26 protein-coding genes are annotated in these 22995 nt (G+C 70.1%); 11 read left to right on the top strand and 15 right to left on the bottom strand.

Features of this window, described 5'->3' with window-relative positions; all coding sequences use genetic code 11:
- Genes FHU38_RS25015 through FHU38_RS25025 form a run of 3 tightly spaced genes read right to left on the bottom strand, consistent with a single transcriptional unit; the run spans nucleotide 1 to nucleotide 3832 of the window.
- Nucleotides 1-1272, bottom strand: a complete 1272-nt coding sequence (locus FHU38_RS25015; protein WP_167177012.1) for a (Fe-S)-binding protein — start codon at nucleotides 1270-1272, stop codon at nucleotides 1-3.
- The gene (locus tag FHU38_RS25020; RefSeq protein WP_167177014.1) at nucleotides 1269-2384 is read right to left on the bottom strand and encodes an FAD-binding oxidoreductase; all 1116 of its coding nucleotides are present in this window, start codon (nucleotides 2382-2384) and stop codon (nucleotides 1269-1271) included. Before FHU38_RS25020 ends, FHU38_RS25015 begins: the two co-directional genes overlap by 4 nt.
- A complete protein-coding gene (locus FHU38_RS25025) occupies nucleotides 2381-3832 on the bottom strand; it encodes an FAD-linked oxidase C-terminal domain-containing protein (RefSeq protein ID WP_167177242.1) in 1452 nt (483 codons plus the stop codon). Before FHU38_RS25025 ends, FHU38_RS25020 begins: the two co-directional genes overlap by 4 nt.
- A gap of 161 nt (nucleotides 3833-3993) precedes the next feature.
- Here FHU38_RS25025 and FHU38_RS25030 point away from each other — a divergent pair, with 161 nt between their 5' ends.
- Together FHU38_RS25030 and FHU38_RS25035 are read left to right on the top strand one after the other, a co-directional pair.
- Entirely contained in the window at nucleotides 3994-4203 is a 210-nt protein-coding gene (locus FHU38_RS25030; protein ID WP_167177016.1) for a hypothetical protein, read from the top strand.
- Between the two features lie 16 nt (nucleotides 4204-4219).
- A complete protein-coding gene (locus FHU38_RS25035) occupies nucleotides 4220-4654 on the top strand; it encodes a nucleotidyltransferase domain-containing protein (protein WP_167177018.1) in 435 nt (144 codons plus the stop codon).
- 18 nt (nucleotides 4655-4672) lie between these two features.
- On the opposite strand, the gene FHU38_RS25040 is transcribed toward FHU38_RS25035, so the two are convergent.
- Nucleotides 4673-4879, bottom strand: a complete 207-nt coding sequence (locus FHU38_RS25040) for a hypothetical protein (RefSeq protein WP_167177020.1) — start codon at nucleotides 4877-4879, stop codon at nucleotides 4673-4675.
- 139 nt (nucleotides 4880-5018) lie between these two features.
- Between FHU38_RS25040 and FHU38_RS25045 the strand changes: the two genes are divergently transcribed.
- Nucleotides 5019-5489 carry a hypothetical protein gene (locus FHU38_RS25045; protein ID WP_167177022.1) on the top strand — a complete coding sequence of 157 codons (471 nt, stop codon included), beginning with the start codon at nucleotides 5019-5021 and terminating at the stop codon, nucleotides 5487-5489.
- A 452-nt stretch (nucleotides 5490-5941) separates the two neighbouring features.
- Here FHU38_RS25045 and FHU38_RS25050 read toward each other — a convergent pair whose 3' ends face one another.
- From FHU38_RS25050 to yczE, 5 genes are all read right to left on the bottom strand, one after another.
- Nucleotides 5942-6523, bottom strand: a complete 582-nt coding sequence (locus FHU38_RS25050; RefSeq protein WP_167177024.1) for a TetR/AcrR family transcriptional regulator — start codon at nucleotides 6521-6523, stop codon at nucleotides 5942-5944.
- The gene (locus FHU38_RS25055) at nucleotides 6520-7881 is read right to left on the bottom strand and encodes an amidase (RefSeq protein WP_167177026.1); all 1362 of its coding nucleotides are present in this window, start codon (nucleotides 7879-7881) and stop codon (nucleotides 6520-6522) included. The genes FHU38_RS25050 and FHU38_RS25055 overlap by 4 nt, the downstream gene beginning before the upstream one ends.
- Nucleotides 7882-7916: 35 nt before the next feature.
- Nucleotides 7917-8618 carry a DUF998 domain-containing protein gene (locus tag FHU38_RS25060; protein ID WP_167177028.1) on the bottom strand — a complete coding sequence of 234 codons (702 nt, stop codon included), beginning with the start codon at nucleotides 8616-8618 and terminating at the stop codon, nucleotides 7917-7919.
- 65 nt (nucleotides 8619-8683) lie between these two features.
- The gene (locus tag FHU38_RS25065) at nucleotides 8684-9445 is read right to left on the bottom strand and encodes a protein phosphatase 2C domain-containing protein (protein ID WP_167177030.1); all 762 of its coding nucleotides are present in this window, start codon (nucleotides 9443-9445) and stop codon (nucleotides 8684-8686) included.
- 46 nt (nucleotides 9446-9491) lie between these two features.
- Nucleotides 9492-10148, bottom strand: coding sequence for a membrane protein YczE (gene yczE / locus FHU38_RS25070; protein WP_390623338.1), 657 nt, complete (start codon nucleotides 10146-10148; stop codon nucleotides 9492-9494).
- Between the two features lie 25 nt (nucleotides 10149-10173).
- Between yczE and yczR the strand changes: the two genes are divergently transcribed.
- Nucleotides 10174-11637, top strand: a complete 1464-nt coding sequence (yczR, locus tag FHU38_RS25075) for a MocR-like transcription factor YczR (protein ID WP_449314282.1) — start codon at nucleotides 10174-10176, stop codon at nucleotides 11635-11637.
- Nucleotides 11638-12115: 478 nt separating this feature from the next.
- Here the strand turns inward: yczR and FHU38_RS25080 are convergent, their stop codons facing one another.
- A complete protein-coding gene (locus tag FHU38_RS25080; protein WP_167177035.1) occupies nucleotides 12116-13213 on the bottom strand; it encodes a hypothetical protein in 1098 nt (365 codons plus the stop codon).
- 126 nt (nucleotides 13214-13339) lie between these two features.
- On the bottom strand, nucleotides 13340-14542 hold the full coding sequence (locus FHU38_RS25085) for a pyridoxal phosphate-dependent aminotransferase (RefSeq protein WP_167177037.1): 1203 nt from the start codon (nucleotides 14540-14542) through the stop codon (nucleotides 13340-13342).
- A 29-nt stretch (nucleotides 14543-14571) separates the two neighbouring features.
- Here FHU38_RS25085 and FHU38_RS25090 point away from each other — a divergent pair, with 29 nt between their 5' ends.
- The 3 genes from FHU38_RS25090 (at nucleotide 14572) to FHU38_RS27020 (ending at nucleotide 16317) form a co-directional block, all read left to right on the top strand.
- Nucleotides 14572-15867, top strand: coding sequence for a DUF445 domain-containing protein (locus tag FHU38_RS25090; RefSeq protein ID WP_167177040.1), 1296 nt, complete (start codon nucleotides 14572-14574; stop codon nucleotides 15865-15867).
- Between the two features lie 127 nt (nucleotides 15868-15994).
- Entirely contained in the window at nucleotides 15995-16186 is a 192-nt protein-coding gene (locus FHU38_RS27015; protein WP_208416935.1) for a hypothetical protein, read from the top strand.
- Entirely contained in the window at nucleotides 16165-16317 is a 153-nt protein-coding gene (locus tag FHU38_RS27020; protein ID WP_208416936.1) for a hypothetical protein, read from the top strand. The genes FHU38_RS27015 and FHU38_RS27020 overlap by 22 nt, the downstream gene beginning before the upstream one ends.
- A 45-nt stretch (nucleotides 16318-16362) precedes the next feature.
- Here the strand turns inward: FHU38_RS27020 and FHU38_RS25100 are convergent, their stop codons facing one another.
- Entirely contained in the window at nucleotides 16363-16833 is a 471-nt protein-coding gene (locus tag FHU38_RS25100) for a CGNR zinc finger domain-containing protein (RefSeq protein ID WP_167177042.1), read from the bottom strand.
- Nucleotides 16834-16914: 81 nt separating this feature from the next.
- Here FHU38_RS25100 and FHU38_RS25105 point away from each other — a divergent pair, with 81 nt between their 5' ends.
- The gene (locus tag FHU38_RS25105) at nucleotides 16915-17295 is read left to right on the top strand and encodes a VOC family protein (RefSeq protein ID WP_167177044.1); all 381 of its coding nucleotides are present in this window, start codon (nucleotides 16915-16917) and stop codon (nucleotides 17293-17295) included.
- 40 nt (nucleotides 17296-17335) lie between these two features.
- Here the strand turns inward: FHU38_RS25105 and FHU38_RS25110 are convergent, their stop codons facing one another.
- Nucleotides 17336-18520: a mandelate racemase/muconate lactonizing enzyme family protein gene (locus FHU38_RS25110; protein ID WP_167177046.1), complete on the bottom strand. Its 1185-nt coding sequence runs from the start codon at nucleotides 18518-18520 to the stop codon at nucleotides 17336-17338.
- Nucleotides 18521-19666, bottom strand: coding sequence for a M24 family metallopeptidase (locus FHU38_RS25115; RefSeq protein WP_167177048.1), 1146 nt, complete (start codon nucleotides 19664-19666; stop codon nucleotides 18521-18523).
- 71 nt (nucleotides 19667-19737) lie between these two features.
- Here FHU38_RS25115 and FHU38_RS25120 point away from each other — a divergent pair, with 71 nt between their 5' ends.
- From FHU38_RS25120 to FHU38_RS25130, 3 genes are read left to right on the top strand one after another with little or no spacing between them, the layout of a single operon-like run.
- The gene (locus FHU38_RS25120; RefSeq protein ID WP_167177050.1) at nucleotides 19738-20649 is read left to right on the top strand and encodes a LysR family transcriptional regulator; all 912 of its coding nucleotides are present in this window, start codon (nucleotides 19738-19740) and stop codon (nucleotides 20647-20649) included.
- Between the two features lie 10 nt (nucleotides 20650-20659).
- Nucleotides 20660-21040, top strand: coding sequence for a TFIIB-type zinc ribbon-containing protein (locus FHU38_RS25125; RefSeq protein ID WP_167177052.1), 381 nt, complete (start codon nucleotides 20660-20662; stop codon nucleotides 21038-21040).
- A gap of 5 nt (nucleotides 21041-21045) precedes the next feature.
- Nucleotides 21046-21675: an AAA family ATPase gene (locus FHU38_RS25130; protein ID WP_167177054.1), complete on the top strand. Its 630-nt coding sequence runs from the start codon at nucleotides 21046-21048 to the stop codon at nucleotides 21673-21675.
- A 5-nt stretch (nucleotides 21676-21680) separates the two neighbouring features.
- On the opposite strand, the gene tgmC is transcribed toward FHU38_RS25130, so the two are convergent.
- Nucleotides 21681-22844 carry an ATP-grasp peptide maturase system methyltransferase gene (gene tgmC, locus FHU38_RS25135; RefSeq protein ID WP_167177056.1) on the bottom strand — a complete coding sequence of 388 codons (1164 nt, stop codon included), beginning with the start codon at nucleotides 22842-22844 and terminating at the stop codon, nucleotides 21681-21683.
- Nucleotides 22845-22995 lie beyond the last annotated feature (151 nt).

Consider the following 22995-nt stretch of genomic DNA (forward strand, 5'->3'; position numbering starts at 1 on the left):
TCAGCGTGGGGTCTCGATGGCGGCGTCCAGCAACTGCACCGGGTGCAGCAAGGGGACGTCGCCGCCGAGGTACCGGCCGATCTGCAGCAAGCACCCGGGATTGCCGGTCACCAGTATGTCCGGTTCCACCGAGCGGATGTTGCGGGCCTTGCGCTCGCCCAGTTCGGCGGCGGGCTCGGGCTGGATGAGGTTGTAGATGCCGGCCGAACCACAGCAGAGCTCCGCCTCGGGCAGTTCGAGCAGTTCCAGCCCCGGTATGGTGCGCAGCACCGCTCTCGGCTGCTCACGCACACCCTGGGCATGACCGAGATGGCAGGCGTCGTGGTAGGCGACCTTCGCGTTGATCGGCTTCCTCGGCGCACGCGGCTCCAACTCGGCCAGCAGTTCGGTGACGTCGCGCACCTTCGCGCTGAAGTCGGCCGCCCGGCCTGCCCAGGCCGGATCGTCGGCGAGTAAGGCGCCGTACTCCTTCATCGAGGAACCACAGCCCGCGACGTTCACAACCACGTTGTCCACGGCAAGCTTCTCGAACGTCTCGATCGTGCGCTTGGCGTTTCGGACGGCGTGGTCCTCGCGCCCGGCATGCAGACCGAGAGCGCCGCAGCACCCCTGCCGCCTCGGCGTCAGCACCTCGCAGCCCTCTGCTGCCAGCACTCGCTGCGTCGCGGCGTTGACCTCGTGGAAGAAGACGTCCTGCACGCAACCGGACAGCATCGCGACCCGGCGCCGCCGCTCACCGCTGGCCGGAACCCTCCTCGGCAGCGACGCGAACGCCTCACGCAGCCGGACCGAGGGCAACAGCGCCTGCGTTGCCCGTAGCCGGGGCGGCAGCACCCGCTCCGCCAGCCGGTCCAGCCGCAGCTTCTGGTAGGCCAGGCCGAAAACCGCGGCCACGCGAAGCCGTCGCCGGTAGGGGAACAGCGCGAAGATCGCGTCGCGGAACAGCCGGTCGGAGCGCGGGCGAGGCACGTTGCGCTCGATCTGCGGGCGCGTCGCCTCCAGCAGGCTGTCGTACTGCACTCCGGACGGGCACGAGGTCACACAGGCCATACAGCCCAGACAGGCATCGATGTGCTGGGTGAACGCCCCCTCGAGCCCGATCTCGCCGCGTTTGGCCAGGTCCATCAGGTAGATGCGGCCGCGGGGCGAGTCCATCTCCTCGCCCCACAACTGATATGTCGGGCAGGTAGGCAGGCAGAAGCCACAATGCACGCAGTCGTCCAGCAGTTCCCGCGACGGCGGCTTGTTTGCGTCGAAACTCGACTCCGTCACGAGGTCGCCTCCCTGCCATCGGATTCACCATCGAACCAGGACTCGAACCGGCCAGGGCTGAGCCGCCGGTCCGGGTCCAGCTTGTCCTTCAGCGCCCGCAGCACGCTGATCGCGGAAGGACTCCCGCCCCACGCGGGTGTCGGCTCGGGTGGGCGTCGCCTTGTCACCGACGTGCCGCCGGCGGCCGAGACGGTTTCGTGCACGTCCCCGATGCCGGAGTCGGGGACGGTGACGGTGCCGATTCCCGTGCCCAGCCCGGCCGTGGCGGCGCCGCCGCAATCGGCCAGCACGCCAGGCAGCCTGCTCGGGCGGCAGCCGATCCGTACTGAGGCGTCGTCGACCAGCTCGGCGTGCCGCGCCCACGCCGACTCCGCGTCGTCCTCGTCCAGCACCGTGCCCGACAGCGACCTGGCCAGCTCCCCTGCCCGTGCCTTGGCACCTTCTCGCGTCCCCTCCACCCGGATGAGCAGCATGCCGTCGGCCCACTCCAGGCAGACCGGTTCGAGCGCGCCCGCCAGTACCGTCGCCGCCCGCTCGGCCCCGGTGTCGAGCGTGCAGTCCAGGCGCACGGTCAGTGTCTGTTCCGGTATCGGATGCAGCCGCAGTACCACCTCGGTGAGCAGGCCGAAGTTGCCGTAGGAGCCGTGCAGCAGCTTGGCGAGGTCATACCCGGCGACGTTCTTGATGACATGCCCGCCGGTCCTGGCTACGGTGCCGTCGGCGAGCACCACCGTCGCGCCGATCACCAGGTCGCGCATCGAGCCGTAGGCCAGCGCGAGTGGGCCGGAATCCGCCGTCGCGATCAGCCCGCCCACCGTGGCGCCGCGCAGCACCCTGGCCGGGTCGAAGGCCACCCGCTGCCCGTTCGCGGCGAGTTCCGCCTGTAGTTCGCGCAGCGGGGTGCCTGCCCGCACGGCGACCGTCAGGTCCGCCGGGTTGTAGGTCAGCACGCCGGTGAGTCGTGTCGTGTCGAGCACGGCGTCGGTGGGCAGCGGTGCGCCTGCCCAGGTGTCGGCGGTACCCGCACCCTGGATTCGGATGGTCCCCGGCGTGCCCGCCATCGCTTCGTAGGCTTCGCGCAGGTTGGTCGGCGCGAGCATGGTGGCCGTCATAGCCGTTCGATCACTCCTGCCTCCTCCAGCGGGTGCGGCCGGTAGCGGCCGGGGGCCTCGCCACACAGCCGTGGGGTCGGCAGCAGTTTCCCGGGATTGCACAGCCCCGCCGGGTCGAACGCCGAGCGGACCCGGTCCATCGTCGCGAGGTCGTCTCTGGAGAACATCGTGGGCATGGAGCACGCCTTGTCGGTGCCGATGCCGTGCTCACCCGACAGTGAGCCGCCCAGCTCCACACACAACTCGGCGATCTCCTTGGACAGCTGTTCCGCACGATCCAACTCGCCCGCCGACTCGTCGAACAGCACAAGCGGGTGCAGGTTGCCGTCCCCGGCGTGGAAGACGTTGGCCACCCGCAGCCCGGCGGCGCGACCCATGTCCTCGATGCGGCCGAGCACCTCGGCGAGCCTTGTCCTCGGTACCACGCCGTCCTGCACGATGTAGTCGGGGCTGATCCGGCCGACCGCCGCGAACGCGGCCTTCCGGCCCTTCCAGATCTTCGCGCGTTCCGCCGCGTCGCCCGCGATGTGCAGGCGGGTGCAGCCGTGCCGTTCGCAGATGGCTTTGACCTGCTCGAACTGCTCGCCGCACTCGGCGGCCGGGCCGTCCAGTTCCACGACGAGGGCAGCCGGTGTTTCCAATGTGTAGCCGGCTCCCACTGCCTGCTCCGCCGCCTGGATGGCGAGGTTGTCCATCATCTCCACGGCGGCGGGCACGATCCCCGCCGCCACGATGTCGCTGACGACCTCGCCCGCCTCGGTCACCGAGGGGAAGTCCGCCAGCAGCGTGCGCACGGTCTGCGGGACCCGCAGCAACCGCACGGTGATCTCGCAGGCGATGCCCAGCGTGCCCTCCGAGCCGATGAAGACACCTCGCAGGTCCGGCCCGAGCTGTTCGGCGGTGTCGCCGCCGAGGGTGACGACCTCGCCGTCCGGCAGCACGACGGTCAGTTCGAGCACATGGTTGGTGGTGAAGCCGTACTTCAGGCAGTGCGCGCCGCCGGAGTTCTCCGCCACGTTGCCGCCGATGGTGCACACCTGCTGGCTGGAGGGATCGGGCGCGTAGTAGAGCCCGAACGGCGCGGCGGCCTTGGTGATGTCCAGGTTCGTCACACCGGGCTGGAGCACCGCGCGCCGGTCGACCGGGTCCACCTCCAGCACGCGGCGAAGCCGCTGCAACGAGATCACCACCCCGTCGGCGACCGGGAGCGCGCCACCGGAGAGGCCGGTGCCAGCACCCCGAGCGACGAACGGCACTCCGTGCTGGTGACAGACGCGCGCCGCGGCCGCCACTCCCGCCGTGTCGAGCGGCAGGACGACCAGGCCGGGCACCTGCCGGAAGCCGGTGAGCCCGTCACACTCGTAGCTGCGTAGTCCGACCGGGTCGGAGACGATGTTGTCTTCCCCGACCGCGGAGGCCAGCGCGGCGTGTACCGCCGCGTCGAGCATCCTCGCCCACCTGCTTTCCGCTTCATGGAACAGAAATGCCACTCCAAGGAAACGTTACATCCGTCTTGTCCCTGGGCGTCAAGCCTTCGGCCCGCCGTCGTCGAAGCCCACCCCCGCGTGTCGTCCACGGTCGGGCCAGTGCCGGGTGGTACCAAGAGCGCATGACGTGTGCGAGCTGCCGGAGCGGATTCGACCATTGCCACGGCACGCTGGTGCTGCATAGCGACGGCGAGGTCGACTGCACCGAGCAGGGCTGCGTCGACGGCGACATCGTGCGGCACACGCTCGTGATCGAATGCCACGACATCGAGGGCGGGTGTGGCTGTGCGGAGCCGCCGTCGGGTCACGAGGAGCTGCGCCGGGCCTCGTAGGGCGTCGTAGGGCTCAGTGGCCCTGGCCGTCGACATCGCGGAGGCGATCCGCCGCATCGCCCGCTGGGCAGCCGAGCGTGACGACATCGCCGGTGTGCTGCTGGTCGGTTCCCGTGCACGCGGCACCGCGCGACCCGAATCGGACATCGATGTCGTCGTGCTCAGCCGCGACACCAACCGCTACCGCGACGGTGCCTGGGTCGACGAACTCGCGATCGCAGAGTTGACCGGGACCCGACCCTGGGGAGCGATCACCGAGTATCGGCTTGTCGCGGCCGGTGGCTTCGAAGTCGAGATCAACATTGGTCACCCTGACTGGGCCCGCACCGATCCCATCGACCCAGGCACCCGGCGCGTCGTGACCGAAGGGGCCCGCATCGTGCACGACCCGGGAGGCGTCCTGGCGGCCCTGTTGCACGCTTGCGGACGCCTACCGGGCCCGCGGTCTTGAAGCGGCGGGCACATCACGTCAGCGGCCGCGTTGCGATGGCACGTGCCTGCCTTCCTCGGGGGCGAGACCCAGCGCGTCCAGCAACTCGGCACAGTCCTCGGCGTCGGCCGCCGCCGAGGCGACGGCACGTACGGCCCTGCGCCGCTGCTCAGGGTCGGGTTCCTCGGTGTAGGGCAGGACCGGCCGGGGGTTCTGGCTCGGAGCGGTCGGGCTGAATGCGTTCACGGCTGCTCCCGCGGGATCGATGTCGGTCTTGGTAGCTGCTGTTACCCACTCGGCGGGAGCCCTACACGCGCGGTTTCTCCCCGCAGGCGCTTGGGTACGCAACGTCAGTGGCTTTTTGTCACGCAGAAAGGAGGCTGAGGTGGCTACCGACGCTTACCTGGCGTTCATCGGCCTGGGCCTGGTCATGATCGTCGCAGATGGGCAACTGCTTTACCACAGCGGAAAGCGGTACTTGTCCGACGTAGACACCGAAGGCGAGCAGGTCGGCTCGATGGCGTCACTGGTCACCGTGCTGTTCCACCTGGTGATGTTCGGGTTCTTGGCGTTGCTGTCCGTGCTGGACTTCGACTTCGGTGACCCGATGCGCTCCATCGTGGGCAACCTCGGCGTGTTGCTGCTCCTGCTGGCGCTTGTGCACGCCGTGACCATGGCCGTTGTGTCGCAGATCCACGACAGCAGGGCGGCCGACGACCGGTTCAACCGGCCCGCCACCCGCCCTTCGGCAAGCACCAACTCCCAACTACAGCGTGGTCCAGTGGTGACGCCGGTGCCCGGTCAGCACGGCCGCGACCCTCGGATGAGCCCGACGATCGAGGACCAGTCGCCGTAACGACGCGGTCGTTTCGGTCCCTTCGGTTCTCTGGCAGCGAGTTCGTAGCAGGCGAGCAGGCGAAGCCCGTACCACTCGTCCGGGCTCCACTCGGCCGCTGTCCGAGGTGGTTGTCAACCTTCCCGCAGCACTCGCGACCTGATGTCGTAGGCGTGGGAAGCCAGCAACACGAGCTGGCTCGCGGGGGACGGCGCGGTCGGGATCGCGTTCGCGCTCTGCGATGGTTTGCACCACGTTATCGAGATGGCGGTCGAACTGCCTGCGTGCGGCGGGTTGGGCGAGCGCGGCCCAGCCACTGTGCAGGTCCTCGCCTATCCTGCTCGACCAGCGGCGTGCGGAACGATCCGTCGCCGAGTCCAGCCAGCCCACACCTGATGATGCACACGGCCGTGACGTGATCGCTACTCGGGGTTCGTAACCGATACTCTTCGCGCACGTCGAGGCGTGTGTCGCTAACCGGCGTCGCGGGGAGGCGGGGAGGTTTCCTGACCGCCCCTTACCAGCATCGTCAGTGCCTCGGCCGTGGAGGTGGTTGGCGCCTCGCCGGTAGCAAGGCCACGAAGCTGCAACCCGGCGAGCAAGGCGACGACCGGTCCGGCGAGCTGTCGCGGCCGTGGCACCCCGAGTGTGCGCAACACGGTCTCGGCCAACTCGTCGTACGCGGCGAAGCAGCGCCGCGCCGCCTCCCGCAACGAGGCGTCGCGCCCCGCCTGCAGGTACAGCTCCAGCGAGGCGATCTCCTCCACGCTCGCAGGCAGCCGGGCGAGCACGCCGGCCACCACCTCGGCTGCCTGCTCCACGGTCAGTTCGGCCGCACCGTGCGCCCGCGCCAGCTCGGCAAGTCGGCCGGCCTCCTCGTCGGCGAACAGCAGCATCGCCTCCCGCAGTAGCGCGGTCTGGCTCGGGAAGTGGTAGGTGAGCGAGCCGAGGGAGATGCCCGCTCGCGCGACGATCCGGCGGTTGGTCAATCCGGCGACGCCGTGCTCGCCGACCACGCGCAACGCCGCGCGCAGGATGGTTTCCCTCGTGTTCATGGCCGACGCTCGTGCCAGCGAAGCGCCTCCTCGAGTTGACCCGCCAGCTGGAGCAGCAGCTCTTGCGAAGCGTTCGGTCCCATGAGTTGAGCCCCGACGGGCAGCCCTTCGCGGGTGAAGCCCGCGGGCACGTTCACGGCAGGCCAGCCGAGCACGTTCCAGGGCCAGGTGTAGGGGCAGGCGGCGATGATTTCCCGGTCGGTGCGCCAGTTCGGCATGCCAAGGAAGTGTCCAGCCCTCGGCGGTGGCGTGGCCGTGGTGGGGGCGAGCACGACGTCCACGTCGGCGAACACCGCACCCACCCGGTCGCGGAAATGCCGCTCCGCACGCCTGGCGAGTCCGAGCGCCGGTCGCAGCCACGAGCCGGTGCGCCGGTTGCCGAGTGTGCGGGGATCGAGCAGTTCCGGCTGCGGCACCCGGTTCACCCAGTCGGCAACACCGGCGAGTGAGCGGGGCAGGAAGTCCAGACCCAGCAGCCCGAACCTCGGCTCGGTCTCCACCAACTGGTGACCCAGCTCCGCCAGTGCGCCCGCGACGCCCTCCACCGCGGCGCGCACCTGCTCCTCCAGTGGGGTGCTCATGCCGGTGAAGGCAGGACGCAGCGAAAGCCCGATGCGCAGGTTGCCGGGGCGTTGGCAGGCGGCGTCGCGGAAGCGGCTGCCCGTGCCCGCGACGACGTCGAGGAGCAGCGCCGCGTCGCCCACGGTTCGCGCCAGCGGCCCGAACACGGTGAGGCCGTGGAAGAGTTCCGGCTCCGGCGCGGTCGGCACCAGTCCGCGCGGGGTCTTGATGCCGACCAGATTGGTCCACGCCGCCGGGATGCGCACCGAACCCGCACCGTCGGAACCGAGCGCGCCCGCGACGATGCCCGCCGCGACGGCGGCAGCCGAGCCGCCCGACGAACCGCCAGGTGAGTACTCGGGGTTCCACGGGTTGCGGGTGATCCCGAACGCCGGACCTTCGGTGAACGGCCACTGCCCGATCTCCGGTGTGTTCGTCTTGCCGACGATCACGGCACCGGCGTTCTTGAGCCTGGTGACGACCTCGGCGTCGGCGCCGCGCACGTCGAACTCGCCAGGGCAGCCGAACGCCGTGGGCAGTCCCGCGATGTCGGTGTCGTCCTTGATGGCGACCGGGACGCCGAGCAGCGGTGCGCGCTCGCCCCGCGCCCTGCGTGAGTCCGCCTCGGCGGCTTCCCTCATCGCCGCTTCGGGGCGGACGAACCGGAAGGCGTTGAGGCTGTGACGGGTGGACTCGATGCCCTCCAGCGCCGCCCGCGTCAGTTCGACCGAACTGAGCCTACCGTCGGCTACCAGTTCCGCCTGCCGGCGCAGTCCGGTGAACGCGACGTCGTGCATGGCCGCCCATCCTCTCGTTCGTTCGAACGAACGTATCAGCCACGCAGCGGTGGTGACAGCTTTGCCGCCCGGTTGGCCAGTACCAGCAGGCCGGCGAGCAGAGCGAAGTCCACGAGGAAGACAAGGCGCTGCGTCATGCCGACGGGCAGCGCGAGCGCCAGCGCGGAGACGGCGGAGTCCGGTGGCAAGGCGTCGCCGACATAGCTGAGCCCGAACACCGCGAGGCTGACGACGCCGACCTGGCACAGCCGGGCGAGCGCCGCTGCGGTCGCCGCCAACGCGGGCACATCCCGGGCCCGTTCGGCAAGGGTCCAGGTGAGCGCGGGCAGGCAAAGGAAGGCAACGAGACTGGCGTACTGGTGGATCCGTCCGCTGGCCGGGTCGATGTCGGAGGTGAAGGTGGCGGGGAACAGCGCGGCCGCGACCAGGCCGAGCGCCGTGGCGCCTGCCAGGACACTCGTTGTGCGGCCGAACGCGATCCCGCTGGACCGCAGCGCCGCGCTGACCGCGAGCACGCCGATCGCGAAGGACAGCAGGCTGGCCTCCAGCATCCCGCCACCTCGCTCGGTGAACGCGTAACGGCTGACGGGGTCCAGCAGCGGATGAAACGCGCTGACGGCGTGCAGGACGGTGAGTGTGAACAGCGCCCAGCCCAGACTCACCGACGCGGTCAGCGTCCAGGTGCGTGTGCGACCCGCCGAGCGCGATGCGGCGGCTTCGACCCCCAATTGCGGCATATCTCCAGCGTTGCCGCGCGCGCCACGGTTGTGATCAGGGACGACCCTGATCGTTCCCGGACTTGTCAGGCGAAGTCGATCAGGGCCAGCGCCTGGTCGTCGTGGCGTTTCACGCGCGGCCACCGCTGCCCTTGCGGGTCGGACAGTTCAGCCGCTCGCACGGCGTCGAGCACGCGTTCGAGCCCTTGTTCGCGAGCCAGCGCGAGCATCCCCGGCCAGTCGAGTACCCCGTAGGTGTCGACTCCGACCGAGACACCGTCGGTTGCCAGCAGCACGGCCTCCACCTCCCCGCGCGGCCAGCTTCGCAGCAGTGCCTGCTCGGCCGCGGTCGGGTCGGCCTCGGCGACCCAGAAACCGCCCGAAGCGTTGCGGAGCCGGTTGACGTCGGCGCGGGTGCGAAGGACTCCGCTGTCGCGAAGGTGCGTCAGCCTGGTGTCGCTGAGCACGTCGGGCCCTGAGGGGGTGAACACGACGACCGGACTGTCGGCCAGCACGAGCGCGTCCACGGTCCGCGCGCTCCAGCGCAGCATGGCCACCGTGCTCGATGGGCAGTCGCGGGGCCGCAGGTCGTACTCGGCGGCCACCTCGCGGATGGAGTCGGCGAGGACCGCCGCGAGATCCCGCTGCGGCGCGCTGACGAGGTTGGCCTCGACCCTGCGGGCGAGGCGGCAGGCGTACCAGCCGCCGCTCGGTAGGTTCGCGCGGAACTCGGTAGCTCCGTCGAGCAGGGCGACGGCGTTGTCGGTGCGCACCACGTAGTCCTCGCTGGGTCGCTCGTCTCCGGCGAGACCGACGCCCGCACGCTCCGCGATCTCGATTCGTGGCACAGCCCGACAGTAGCCAGCGGCGAAGCACCGGCCGCGCCGGTGTCCATCACCGCTTCCGGTAGGCGACGAGCGGCAGGAAGGCCTGCGTCAGCGGTCCGATGGCGAGCGCGTAGAGCACCGTTCCGACCCCGACCGTGCCGCCGAGCAGCCAACCGATCGCGAGTACGGTCAGTTCGATCAAGGTGCGGACAAGCCGCACGGACCGGCCCGTGCGGGCGGCCAGCCCGGTCATCAGCCCGTCGCGGGGGCCTGGGCCGAGCCTGGCGCCGACGTAGGCGGCGGTGGCCAGGCCGTTCAGCACGATGCCGCCGATGAGCAGCAGAGCCTGCCACGCGAACGCGTGCTGATCCGGCAACACCAGCCGAACCAGGTCGACGGTCACCGAGATGACCACCACGTTGGCGATCGTGCCGATTCCGGGCCGCTGGCGAAGCGGCACCCACAGCAACAGCACGGCCACGGCGGTCACCGCCGTCACAGTGCCGAAGGTGAGACCGGTCCGGCCCGCGACCCCCTCGTGCAGCACGTCCCACGGGTTCAGGCCGAGACCGGACCTGGTCATCATCGCCATGCTCGTGCCGTAGAGCACCAGACCGGCGAACAGTTGGCCGAGGCGGCGGGTGGGGTCGTTGGTGACGGAGACCGGATGCAGTTCGACGTGAGCCACCAGCAAACTATCGCCAGCATTGGCTCGCCGAACCATAGCCAATTATGAAGAATTGGCTCCCATGCAAGGCAGTCTCGCCCACCTTCCCCTGGCCGGCCGGGTATCGCCTACCCGATTGGCGACGCTGCTCGGCGATTGGCGCCAGGGTGGCTCCCGCAACGGGGCAACCGACCTGGCGGCCGCCATCGAATTGCAGGTGCTGGACGGCCAGCTGCCGCTTGGCACAAGGCTGCCCGCGGAACGGCAACTGGCCTCGGCACTTGGCGTCAGCCGCACCCTCGTCGGCGCCGCGCTGGAGCGGCTACGCGAAGCCGGTCTCGTCGCCAGCCGCAGGGGCGCGGGGTCATGGATCACCGCGCCGTCGGGTAAGCGCGTGGCGCCTGCGCCTCCGGAGCGACTCGATCTCATCGACCTCGCCCGTGCCTCACCGCCCGCGGTGGCGGGGATCATGGCCGCCGTGGACGCCGCCCGCTCGCGCCTCACCGACGAACTGCTCGATCACGGCTACAGCGTGTGCGGGCTCGCGGTGTTGCGGGAGCGCATCGCGCAGCGCTACACGGCAAGGGGGCTGCCGACCAATCCAGCGCAGGTCATGATCACCAATGGTGCGCACCATGCCTTCGTACTGGCGCTGCGCCTGCTCGCCGGCCCCGGCGACCGCGTGCTCGTGGAGCAACCCACCTACCCGAACTCGCTCGAAGCCGTGCGGTCGGTGCACGCGCGACCGATCCCGGTGGCCCTCGACCCGCACCGAGGCTGGGACGTGGCGGGCATCGAGGCGGCGATCAGGCAGGCAGCGCCACGGCTGGCCTACCTTGTCGCAGACTTCCAGAACCCCACCGGCCTGCGCATGGACCTGCCCACCAGGCAACGCCTCGGCACCGTGCTCGCCCGCTGGCGGACGCCGGTCGTGGTGGACGAGACCCTGGTGGAGCTGGACCTGGAAGCGGACCCGCTCGACGGCCCACCGCCACTCGTCTCCTTCGCGGGCGAGGCGGCCATCACCGTCGGCTCCTCCTCGAAGGCCTACTGGGGCGGTCTGCGCCTCGGCTGGTTGCGCGCCGCCGAGGACATGATCGACCGGCTCGCGGCCGCCAGATTCACGTCCGATCTCGGTTCGCCGGTGCTTGAGCAACTCGTGCTCGCCGAACTGCTCGGCGACGACGGTGCCCTGCTACGGCGCCGCCGTGAGCAGACCCGTATCGCCCGCGACACGCTGCTCGACGCACTCCGCGGCCACTGCCCCGACTGGACCGTGCGCGCGCCCGAGGGCGGGCTATCGCTGTGGTGCAGGCTGCCGGAGCCGATGAGCACAAGGCTGAGCGTGGCAGCCGTCAACCATGGCGTGCGGCTCGCTCCCGCCTCGCGGTTCGCGGTGCACGGCGGCCTCGAACGTTGGCTGCGGCTGCCGTTCGCGCAGCAGCCTCGGTCGCTGGTCGAGGCGGTGCGCAGGCTGAGCCTCGCCGCCGCGGCGGTACGCGGTGGCCGTGGTGGTGAAGGCGTGGCCGAGATGGCCGTGACCTGACCCGGGAAGAGCCGGTGTGCCGAATGCGGAGACTCCTGCCGTCACTCCAGGGAAAACGACGGTCGGCATTCGGCACACCGGCTCCTGGCCGTGCCCGGGGGTGGGCACGGGCGCCGTGGGCCGTTCCCGGCATCGCCCCTCGCCATGCCGGGAAGGCCCACCGGCTCAGGCGCGCATCGGGATGGCCTTCCTGCTCGGCGCGGTGAGCGGAAGTGCCATGCGCGCGCCCGGGTGGGGCCCCGGTACCGCTGGGGCAGTGCGGTACCGGGGCCAGGCCCCGTCACGGCCGGGCGCGGTCGGCCGAGCGGGAAGTAACGAATGCACGGGGACTACCTCTTGGTGACTCGTGGAAACTTGTCGCGTTCGACGGTTTGGTGCCGTCGCGGGCGTCGGGTTCGCCGCGAGCCGGACGTGGACAGGGTCCGGCAGAAAGTTGATCTTGATTTGGACGCAGCTCTCCCGGCTTACGCCGTGGCGGTCAGTCGGGAGAGGTGGTGGGCAGGGCGGCTTCCCTGCCCGTGCTGCCTGCGTCGCCGTCACGGCTGACGCCGAGCAGGCGCAACTGCGTGAGTGTGGGCGCCCAGCTCAGCATGCCGTGCTCGGCACGCGGACCGTTGCCCCCGTCGGATGAGGAGGCGAGCTGGCTGGGCACGGTGCTGATCGAGACCGGAGCCACGGGCGGAGGCCCACCGCCGCCTGGCGGACGGTTATCGGCGCTGGTCTCGGTGACCGGCTCGGCGGCGGGCGGGGCCGGGGCCACCGTGGCCTGCATCGTTTCGGTGAGCGGGTAGGAGAGCGGGGTGTCGCCGGGGTCGGGGGCGGCCTCGGGCGGCGCTGCTGGCGGTGGTGCGAGAAGCCCGGGCGCGGCCGGAACGGCTACGTCCGGTCCGGTGCCAGTGCCGGGTCGCGGTGCGGGCAGTAGCCCCGGGAGCACCGAGCCGAGGTCGGGCTCCGGCAGCATCGAGGGAAGGTCCAGGATCGGGTTGATCACGCCCCCGAGCGTGCCGCCCACGCCGTCTACGGTGCGGCTCACCGTTCCCGCCGCACCGCGCAACGTGCCGAGCAGAACGCCGTCGCGGCCGGGCGGTTGTTCGGCCGCGGGCCACGGTCCGGGCTCCGCTGTGGCGGCTTGCCCGTCACCGTTGGCTTCGGTGTCGGTGGGCCCGGCGTCGGTGCGCACCTGCTCGGCCCGCTCCGCCGACGTGGCACCGTCCTCGCACACCATCGCCCTGCCGCCCGGCTCGGGCTGCTCCGCCTGCTCGGCGGGTTCCGCCGGTTCGCCCTGGTCAGCGGGTTCCGCTGGCTCAGCTGGTTGGGCGGGTTCCGCCGGTTCGCCTGCCTCCCGGTCCCCGCAGTCGTCCGTGGCGGGGTCGGAAGCGTCCGGCTCGGAGGCGTCGCGCTCGACGGCGGCCTTGGCCTGCCCGTCGGCCGGCTCGGAAAGCGGCTCCGCGTTCGCGGCCGCACCCAGCACGGCGACCAGTAGCCACCCCACCAGCGCCAGGCCTGCCGTTACCAGCACGCGCACGACGGCAGCGGGCAACAGGCAAGGGCGTGCGGGGTCCGCACTCCTCACCATCACCACCACCGTTCGAGCGTTCCTTGCACGCTTGCTGGAATTACAACGGCCCACCGGCCTCGCGGCCGACAGACCGGGCCACGACTACCCCGGAGACTGCTATTTCTAGCATTGCCGCGAAGTGTTTCACCCAGTCGATGGTCGATCCACCCCGGAAGTCGCAATCGAGATCAGTTTGTGCAGCCGGCTGATCGCCTCTTCCAGCACGTCATCGCGTTTGCAGAACGCGAAGCGCAGCACGTGTTTCCACGGTTCGGAGTTGTCGGTGAAGACACTCACCGGGACGGCGGCGACGCCTATGGTCTCCGGCAGCCGCCACGCGAGTTCGGCGGCATCGCGGAATCCAAGCGGCCGAACGTCGGCGCACACGAAGTACGTTCCCGCGCTCGGCCATACGTCGAACCCGGCCGCCCGCAATCCCTCGGACAGTCGATCCCGCTTGTGCTGCAGGGAAAGCCGCAGTCGCTCGACCCAGTCCAGCTCGTGCTCCAGCGCGTAGGCGACCGCGGGCTGCAGCGGGCCACCGGAGACGAAGGTCAAGAACTGCTTGGCCGCCTTCACCGCCGCGACCAGTTCCGGTGTCGCGCAAACCCAGCCGATCTTCCAGCCGGTGCAGTTGAACGACTTGCCCGCGCTGGAGATCGACACGGTGCGCGAAGCCATGCCGGGCAGCGTCGCGAGCGGGATGTGTTCACCGCCGTCGAACACCAGGTGCTCGTAAACCTCGTCGGTGATGGCGATGAGGTCGTTGTCGACACACACCCGCGCGATGGCGGCCAACTCGTCGCGGGTGAACACGGTGCCCGTGGGGTTGTGGGGCGAGTTCACCAGGATCGCCCTCGTCCTGTCCGTCACGGCGGCCCGCAACGCCTCGGTGTCGAGCGCGAACCGGCCGCCATCGGAGACCAGCGGCACGACCTTTCGCTCCGCGCCTGCCATGGCGACCGAGGCCGCGTAGGAGTCGTAGTACGGCTCGATGACGAGTACCTCGTCGCCCGGCTGCGTCAGCGCCAGCAGGCTGGCCGCGATGGCCTCGGTGGCGCCAGCCGTGACCAGGATCTCGCTGTCGGGGTCGTAGTGCGTGCCGTAGCGGGCTCTGTGCCGCGCGATGGCGGCGCGCAGTTCCGGTCGGCCAGGGCCGGGTGGGTACTGGTTGGCGCCGCCGAACAGCGCTTCCCGCGCCGCTTCCAGCATCCCGGCGGGACCGTCGGTGTCCGGAAAGCCCTGGCCGAGGTTGATCGCGTCGGTGCGCACGGCCAGTGCGGTCATCTCCGCGAAGATGGTCGAGGTGAACGGCCGCAGCCGGGGAACGAGTACAGGTTCACGCACGATCGCCCATCCTCACGGACAATGTCGGTGTGGAGCAACCGACGTCCGCCGCCGTTCCCGTGTCGCCACCGGGTGTGCTCGCGGGCGAGCAGAGCAAGCGGCGTGGCCTTCGCAGAATGAAGCTGGTCGCGCTGGGCTTCCTGCTTGGCGCGACCGTGATCTTCCTGCTCGCGAGCTGGGCGCAGTCGGCGGGCTGGCCCGCGTGGGTCGGGTACGTGCGAGCGGCGGCCGAGGCAGGCATGGTGGGTGCGCTCGCCGACTGGTTCGCCGTCACCGCGCTGTTCCGCCATCCGCTCGGCATCAAGATCCCGCACACGGCGATCATCCCCAACAAGAAGAACGTCCTCGGTGACAGTCTCGGCGACTTCGTCGGGTCCAACTTCCTCTCCGAGCCGGTGGTGCGGGACAAGCTGCGCAGGGTGGAGACCTCGCGCCGAGCGGGCGAGTGGCTTTCGCGGCGGGAGAACGCCGACCGCGTAACGGCCGAACTGGCGTCGGTGGTTCGCGGTGCCGTGACCGTGCTGCGCGACGAGGACGTGCAGGAGGTGATGGAGCAGGCGGTCGTGCGCAGAGTGGTGGAACGACAGTGGGGTCCGCCGCTTGGCAAGCTTCTTGAACAAGTGTTCGCCGACGGTGCGCACTACCGGCTGGTGGATCTCGTGGTGGACCGGGTGTACGAGTGGGTGCGGGACAACCACGAGACCGTACTGAGGGTGGTGTCCGAACGCGCGCCGTCCTGGTCACCCAGGTTCGTCGACGCGATGCTGGCCGACAAGGTCTACGGCGAGGTACTCGCGTTCGCGTGGGCGGTGAAGACCGACGTCAATCACCCGATGCGGCTGGCGCTGGACCGGTTCCTCGGAGAGTTCGCGCAGGATCTGCAGAAGGACCCCGACACCATGGCCAGGGCCGAGCAGGTCAAGCAACAACTCGTGGAACACCCGGAGGTACGCAGGCTGATCGACTCCGCGTGGTCCACGGCCAAGGAGATGTTGCTGACCGCGGCCGAGGACCCCTCGAGCGAGCTGCGCAGACGCGTGCGCGACGGGCTGGAGTCGCTGGGCCGGAAGTTGCTTTCCGACGCCTCACTGGCGAAGAAGGTCGACGGCTGGGTCGAGGGCGCCGCGGCGCACGTGGTGAACAACTACTCGCGTGAGATCACCACCATCATCACCGACACCGTCGAGCGCTGGGATGCCGAGGAGACGTCTCGCAAGGTCGAGTTGCAGGTGGGGCGGGACCTGCAGTTCATCCGGATCAACGGCACCGTCGTCGGCTCGCTCGCCGGGCTGGTGATCTACACGGTGGCACAGTTGCTGTTCTGAGTTGCTGTTCTGAGTTGCTGTTGGGCAACGGGTGTGGGATCTGGGAACGCATCGCCAACTTCGTGGGCGCGGAGGAAGCGGCGGCGAGGCTGGCCGCGCTTGCGCAGTGGCGGTCGGCTCGGGTGGTGTGAAGGCCAATCCGGACAGCCCGCAACTTCCGGTGCGCTCGCGGGCGCTGGCGGGTGGCAAGCCGCTCTACCTCGCGGGGCCGAAACTGGCGGGGGAGCAGCCGTTCGTGCTGCTCGATCCCGCTTCACCGGACGTATCGCCACGCAGGGCGGCGGCCAGGTGGATCTCGTGGCCACCCCGGACGAGGTGATCAAGACGGCGCGGCCGAAGCGAAGTACCGGCATCCTGTGGGACCACCTGTCCGAGGAGAAGATCGCGGCGATTCCCGAACTCGCCAGGAGTGCTCCCCGCGGTCGTGACGCGGGCCACCCAACTGGGTGAGGTTATCCACAGTTGGCGCGGTTATCCACCGAGTTATCCACAGGGTCAAGTGGTGGGCTTTGTGGCTGTGCGCTCCCGAAAAGCCCTCGCCTTCTCCCGGTTGCCGCAGACCTTCATCGAGCACCAGGTTCTGGATCGGTTGCGGGAGCGGTCGTAGAAGGCCCACCGGCAGTCGTCGGCCGGGCAGATCTTGATCCGGTCCCACTCGCCCAGTACGGCCAGTCGCGCGGCGGCGGCCAGCACCGCCGCGACGGCACTGCCCGGCACCATGGCTGGACCGTCGGGGGTAAGCGTGACCTCGACCTTGGCCCGCGTCGGATGCGCCTCCACGTCCGGATCGCCCACCGCGGCCCGCAACGAGTCGCGGGCCCTGGCCGCCTCGTCGAGCGGGTCGGCGGCGAGTTGGCGTTCGCCCGCCCACTCCTGCCAGTCCCGCTGTGCACGCAGCACGTCGGTGTTCGCCTCGACATCCAAGGTGTTGAGGAAGGCGAGCACGAGTGAGGTGTCCGCGTCCACCTAACCAGTCTAGTGCGAATTGTTGTTGTCACCTGCCGCTGTAACCGTCATACTCGTTTTGATAGTTACTGGGAGGTGGCTGTGACCGCAGCGAAGACATCGATCAAGTGGGGTTGCGTGGCGATCGACTGCCCGCAACCGTGGGAACTGGCCAGGTTCTACGGCGAGCTGCTCGGCTGGCAGCCGCACGAGGACGACAAGCCGGATGACGACTGGGTAACGCTGGTCAACCCCGGGTCGGGCGCCGACATCGCGTTCCAGCGAGACCCGGAGTTCCGGCCGCCGACCTGGCCCTCACCGGAGCGCGCGCAGATGCTGCACCTCGACTTCGAGGTGTCCGACATCGAGGCCGAACACGAGCGGGTGCTCGCGCTGGGGGCAAGGCTGCTCGACGACAAGCCGACGTCGTTTCGGGTGTACGCCGACCCCGCGGGCCACCCGTTCTGCCTCTGCGCCTGTTGATCCGGTGCCGCCCGGTCCCCGGACCGGGCGGCACCGGCTTTCAGAACTTCGGCAGCGCTGGTGAGCGCAGCATGGCGTCGGGGTCGCCGAAGGAGAACCCGGCACCCTCGGTGCGGTACAGCTCGGCGTAGCGTGCGACGCGGTCGGGGTCCAGCGCTACGCCGAGTCCCGGTTCGGCCGGGACATCGAGGTGGCCATCGGTATAGCCCGCCACCCCGCCGCCGAAGCCTTCGGTGACGTCGTCGGACAGCAGCGCGCCGTAGGCCTGGTTGGCGTAGGTGAAGTTGGGCGTGGCCGCGATGGCGTGCACGGCGGCGGCCAGGGCAACGCCAAGCTCGCCGAGACTGTGCTTGACCACCGGTAGGCCCGCGGCCTCGCACATGCCCGCCGAACGCTTCAGGTTCAGCAACCCGCCGTCCATCTGGTTGTCCACAGACAGCACGTCGGCCGCCCCTGCCTTGAGTACCGCGAGCTGCTCGTGCCGGGTCCAGCTCGCCTCGTTGGCCAGCAGTGGCACGTCCACCCGAGTCCGGACGTAGGCAAGTTCCTCGAGGTTGCGGCCCGACACCGGCTGCTCCACCAGTTCGAGGTCGAACCGAGCCAGCTCGCGAATCATCCGAACCGCGGTCCCCGGTGCCCACGCCTCGTTGGCGTCGACGCGCAACCTGGCCGAGGGGCCAGCCCCGTCGCGCAGTGCCTCGACCCGCTCGATGTCGGTGTTCGGCTCGTCGGAGCCGACCTTCAGGTAGCACGTCGAGAAGCCGGACTCACTCGCTCGCCTGGCCTCTCGCGCGACCTCGGCGGGATCGGAACGCGCCACGTAGTAGAAGCACTCCACCCGTTCCCGGAACCGGCCCCCGAGCAGGTTGACCAGCGGCTGACCGCAGACCTTGCCGACGATGTCCCAGCACGCCATCTCCACGGCGGCGATCGCCGGGCTTGTCGCCTTCACGTGGTGCCAGGTGCCGACGAGTTCGATCCTGCGCATCAGGCGCTCGATCGCGAACGGGTCCTCACCGAGCACCAGCGGTTCGATGGAGCGCAGCACCGCCAGCACGATGTCGGCGGACGGGTAGCCGGCCGCCTCGCCGAGCCCGGTGACTCCCTCGTCGGTCTCCACCTCCAGCAGCACGCTCACCTGACCGCGTCGCCTGCCGAAAGCCCATATCTCGTCGTGCACGTAGGGCACGGCCACCGGCGTCGCCGCGAGTTGTTTGATCCGCATTCAGTTCACCACCTTCAGCTCGCGCGGTGTGTTGGTGAGCGGTTCGGCGCCGTCCTGAGTGACCAGCACGGTGTCCGACATGACGTGCCCCGGCAGCCACGACATCAGGTGGAAGGTCATGCCCGGTGCCACCCGCACCCGCCCACCCGGGCGGATGCCGAGCACCTCGCCACCGCCCACCCAGCTGGGCGGGAAGCCGATCCCGACGAGGTAGCCGCAGTGGTGCCTCGGTGTCGGCGCACCCGTGGCCCGCTGCCAGGCGGCGTACACCTCGCCGGTGAGCACGCCCGGCCGCAGGGCGGCGAGCGCCGCGTGCCACCCCGCGAGCGCCACGGCGTGCGCTCTCGCCGCACCATCGGGAAGCCTGCCGATGTAGACGGTCCTGCTCAACGGCGCGTGGTAGCGAAGGTGGCACCCGGAAAGCTCGATGAACAGCCCGCTGCCTGGTTCCAGCTGCCGCTGCGCCCAGGACACGTGTTCCTGGTCGAGCAGCCGCAGCGGGCGGATCATGGGCACGAACCCCGGCTGCTGTCCGCCACCGGAGACCATGGTGTGCTGGACCGTGGCGGCCACCTCGTGCTCGCCGACGCCGGTGCCCGCCGTGGCGATCCCCGCGGCCATCGCGGCGTCGGAGAGGGCGGCGGCGAAGCGCATGTGCTCCACCTCGGTGGTCGACTTGACCGCCATGGCCTCGCTGAGCAGTGGTGTCGCGTCCAGCCATTCGCGGTCGGGCAGCGCTTCCCTGATACGGCTGTGGATCGCGGGTGGGAAGAACATCGCCGCGTCCTCGGTGCCGACCCGGCCGTGTGGGGCAGCCGTACCCCCGATGGCGAGTGCGGCGGCGGTGGCCGGGTCGGTTCCGTCGCCGAACGGCACGTGCTCGCAGTGCGGAACCTGCGCTCGCACCGTCGAGCGTTCCATCTCCCTTGTCACCAGGGCGAGATCGCCACGCAGCGGTACGACGAGGAGCGTGAACGCGAAGTAGCCGTGGTGATCGAGTCCGGTCAGGTAGTAGATGGCCTCCGGGCTGGCGACGGCGACGGCGTCGAGTCGCAGCAGCCGCATTCGCTCCCGCAGCGAGGCCAGCCGTCGGGAGTGTTCCTGGTTCGCCACGGGCGGGCGCGCGGGCAGCAGTTCGGCGGTCACAGCGCCAGGATGTGGTCGCCAAGCCGTAAGAACAAGCGATGATATTTGACGGTCAGCGTTAGAATTTCCGAATGCTTGAGGTCCGCAGGCTGCGGCTGCTCAGGGAACTCGCGCGGCACGGGACCATCGCCGCGACCGCGCGGGTCTGCTCGCTGAGCCCGTCCGCGGTCTCTCAGCAGCTCTCGCTGCTCGAGCGGGAGGCCGGTACGGCGTTGCTGCTGCGGGAGGGCCGCACGCTTACCCTCACGGAGGCCGCCAGGGTGCTCGTCGAGCACACCGAGGAGATCCTCGCCGAGCTGGAACGCGCGCGGGCCGAGGTAGCGGCGCTGACCTCCACCGTGAGTGGTGTGCTGCGCGTGGCCGCGTTCCCCACGGCCGCGCGGGTGCTCGTTCCCGGTGCGATAGCGCGGTGCCGCGCTCGCCACCCCGACCTGCGCATCCGACTCACCGAGGCGCAACTGCCCGATGCGATCACCGCGTTGCAGGGTGGGCACGTGGACCTGGCGCTGGTCTACGGCTACAGCCTGCTGCCCCGGGTCAGGGAGGCCGGGGTGGAGATCCACCGATTGCTCGACGAACCGCTGCTGGCCGCACTCCCCGCCGGGCTGCGGTCGGGGGAGGGGACGCTGGCGCTGGCCGAGCTGGCCGACCAGCCCTGGATCGCCGCCGACCGTGACGACGACCTGCACGAGATGCTGCGCAGAGCCTGCGGGCTGGCGGGTTTCGTCCCCAGGCTGGATTTCACCAGCTCCGACTACACCGTGATCTTCGCGCTGGTCGAGGCCGGGCTCGGGGTGTCGCTGGTGCCCCGCCTCGCCTTCGAGTCGATGTCCGCCGACGTGCGGCTGTGGGAGGTCGCCCAACCGTCGCTCAGCCGCACGGTCGGCGCGGCGATCAGGGCGGGCAGCGGTCGCAATCCCGCGATCGCCGCCATGCTGGCGGCGCTGCACCGGGTGGCCGACGAGCTACCGGAAACTGCGTAGGCTGTCCGTCGTGATCTGTCCCAAGTGCCAGAACGTGATGAAGACCGTCAACAAGTCCGGCATCCACATCGAACAGTGCGAAGGCTGCCGTGGCATCTTCCTCGACCACGGTGAGCTCGAGCAGGTCGTCAACGCGGAGAACGCCTACTACGGTGCCCCCGCCGCGCCGCCGCCGTACCGCCCCGCGGGCGGGCCGCAGCCGCCCGTCGCCCCGCCACCACCCATGCATCACGGCGGGTATCGCGACTCACCGGCGCCGTACCGGGGTGGCGGCTACTACAAGGACTCGCCCAAGCCGTATCGGGGCGGCTACGGCGACTCGCCGAAGCCCTACGGGCACGGCTACGGCCACCGCCGTAAGCGCAGCTTCCTAGAGAACCTGTTCGACTGACCGCGTTGCTCGATCCGACGATCTGCCCCTCCTGCGGTGACCGGGCCGAAGCACCGACGGTGCGGCAGGGGCTACTGGTGTGCGCCGAGTGTGGGCACAGCTGGCCGTTCCGGCGGCTGCCGTTGCTCGCGCTCACCGGCCCGAGTGGGGCAGGCAAGTCCACCGTCGGTCCCCTGCTGGCCGAGCGGTTGAGTGACCGGGTAGTCGTGCTGGAACAGGACGTGCTGTGGACCGGCGGCCTGCGCGACGACGTGGACGGCCATCCCACTTTCCGCGCCACGTGGTTGCGGATGGCGGCGATGATCCACCAGAGCGGCAGGCCGGTGGTGCTGTGCGGGACGGTGGTGCCGCCGGAGTTCGAGCCGCTGCCGGAGCGGGTGCTGTTCTCCGGTATCCACTACCTGGCGCTGGCGGCGGAGCCAGACGTGCTGGCGCGGCGGCTGCGGGCGCGACCCCGCTGGCGAGGCTGGGACGAGGAACGTATCGCCGAGATGCTGCGGTTCAACGACTGGCTGCGGCAGCAGGCCGCCGGGCTCTTCCCGCCGGTGGAATTGCTCGACACCACGCGAACCGCGCTGGAGGAGACGGTGGAGAAGGTCGTGGCCTGGGTGGAGCAGGTGCTCGCGACGGACTGAGCGTGTCACTCGCCAAGCGGCCAGGCGTGTTCGCCGAGTGAGAAGAACTGCCGCTGCGGCGTCACCGTGACGGCGAAGTCGTGCCGCGCGGGCTCGCCCAGCGCCAGCCACCGCTGGTAGGCGCGCTCGACAAGGTCCCACAGCCTGCGCTGCCCGCCCTGCTCGACGACGCGCTCGTCACCGGCCGTTCGGTAGCCTGCCCAGGAGCCGTCGGCGTGCACCAGGTAGGTGGTGTCGGTGGCTGTGGTGCCTGTTCCTTCGCTGTCCCTGCCGATCGTCACCAGCAGTCCGGGGATCTCCAGACTGACGAAGAACTCGAACGGGCTCGCCGGGTCGAGCACGGTGCCGAGCGACAGTTCCGTGGTCCGGCGCGTGTCGGCTTCACCACCGCGAGCCAGTACCTCGGCCGCCTCCGCTTCCCGGTGTGCGCGCATCGGCATGAACCTGCCGTCCTGCGCGAGCACCGTTCCGTGGCCGCTGGGGCCTTCCCCCGCGGCGAGCAGCACGAGACCCGCGCCGATCGGCCGGTTCAACGTCGTCAGCACCAGTCCACCCGCCACGGTCTGCTCCAGCCAGGCGGTGGGAATGTGCGAGACCGAGCACGTGGCCAGCACGCGGTCGTACGGCGCGCCCTCGGGGTGGCCCAGCTCCCCGTCGCCGAGTACGCAGTCGGGCTGGTAGCCGATGGCCGCCAGTGCCGCGCGGGCGGAGAGCAGCAACCCGGAGTCGACGTCTACAGTGGACACCAGCTCCGCGCCGAGCCGGTGGCACAGCAGTGCCGCGTTGTAGCCGGTGCCCGTGCCGATCTCCAGCACGCGCCGGCCCTGCGTGACACACAGTTCCTGCAGCATCACCGCCATGATCGTCGGCATGCTCGACGAGCAGGTCGGGGTGCCTCGCACCGGCCCTTCCCGCCTCGCGAGCGACCACTTGCCGTCCTCGCCGTCGAGTTGGGTGACCAGCACGCTGTCGGAGTAGACGGTGGCCAGCCAGCCGGGGTCCCCCGAGGCGATGGCGGCCCAGCCCTCGCCTCGGGGCAGGAAGTAGTGGGGCACGAACACGTGCCGTGGCACCTGGCGGAAAGCCTCGATCCAGTGAGGGTCGGTCAGCACGCCGTCGCGGCGCAGCGCCTCGACCATGCGCCTGCGTTGCCGAGCCGCGGAGCCCATCACCCAACACTAGTGCCAATGCCATCCGAAAGGTGCAAGCTGAGTGCTTGCAGTAGTTAGCACCCGGGCGTACCGTGGGAAATGCGCGAGGAGGTGCAAGGAGTTGAAGGAAACACCGGCCGCGGAGGGCAACGGCGCATCCACCACTCCG

This window comes from Saccharomonospora amisosensis (assembly GCF_011761185.1).
Lineage (GTDB): Bacteria > Actinomycetota > Actinomycetes > Mycobacteriales > Pseudonocardiaceae > Saccharomonospora_A > Saccharomonospora_A amisosensis.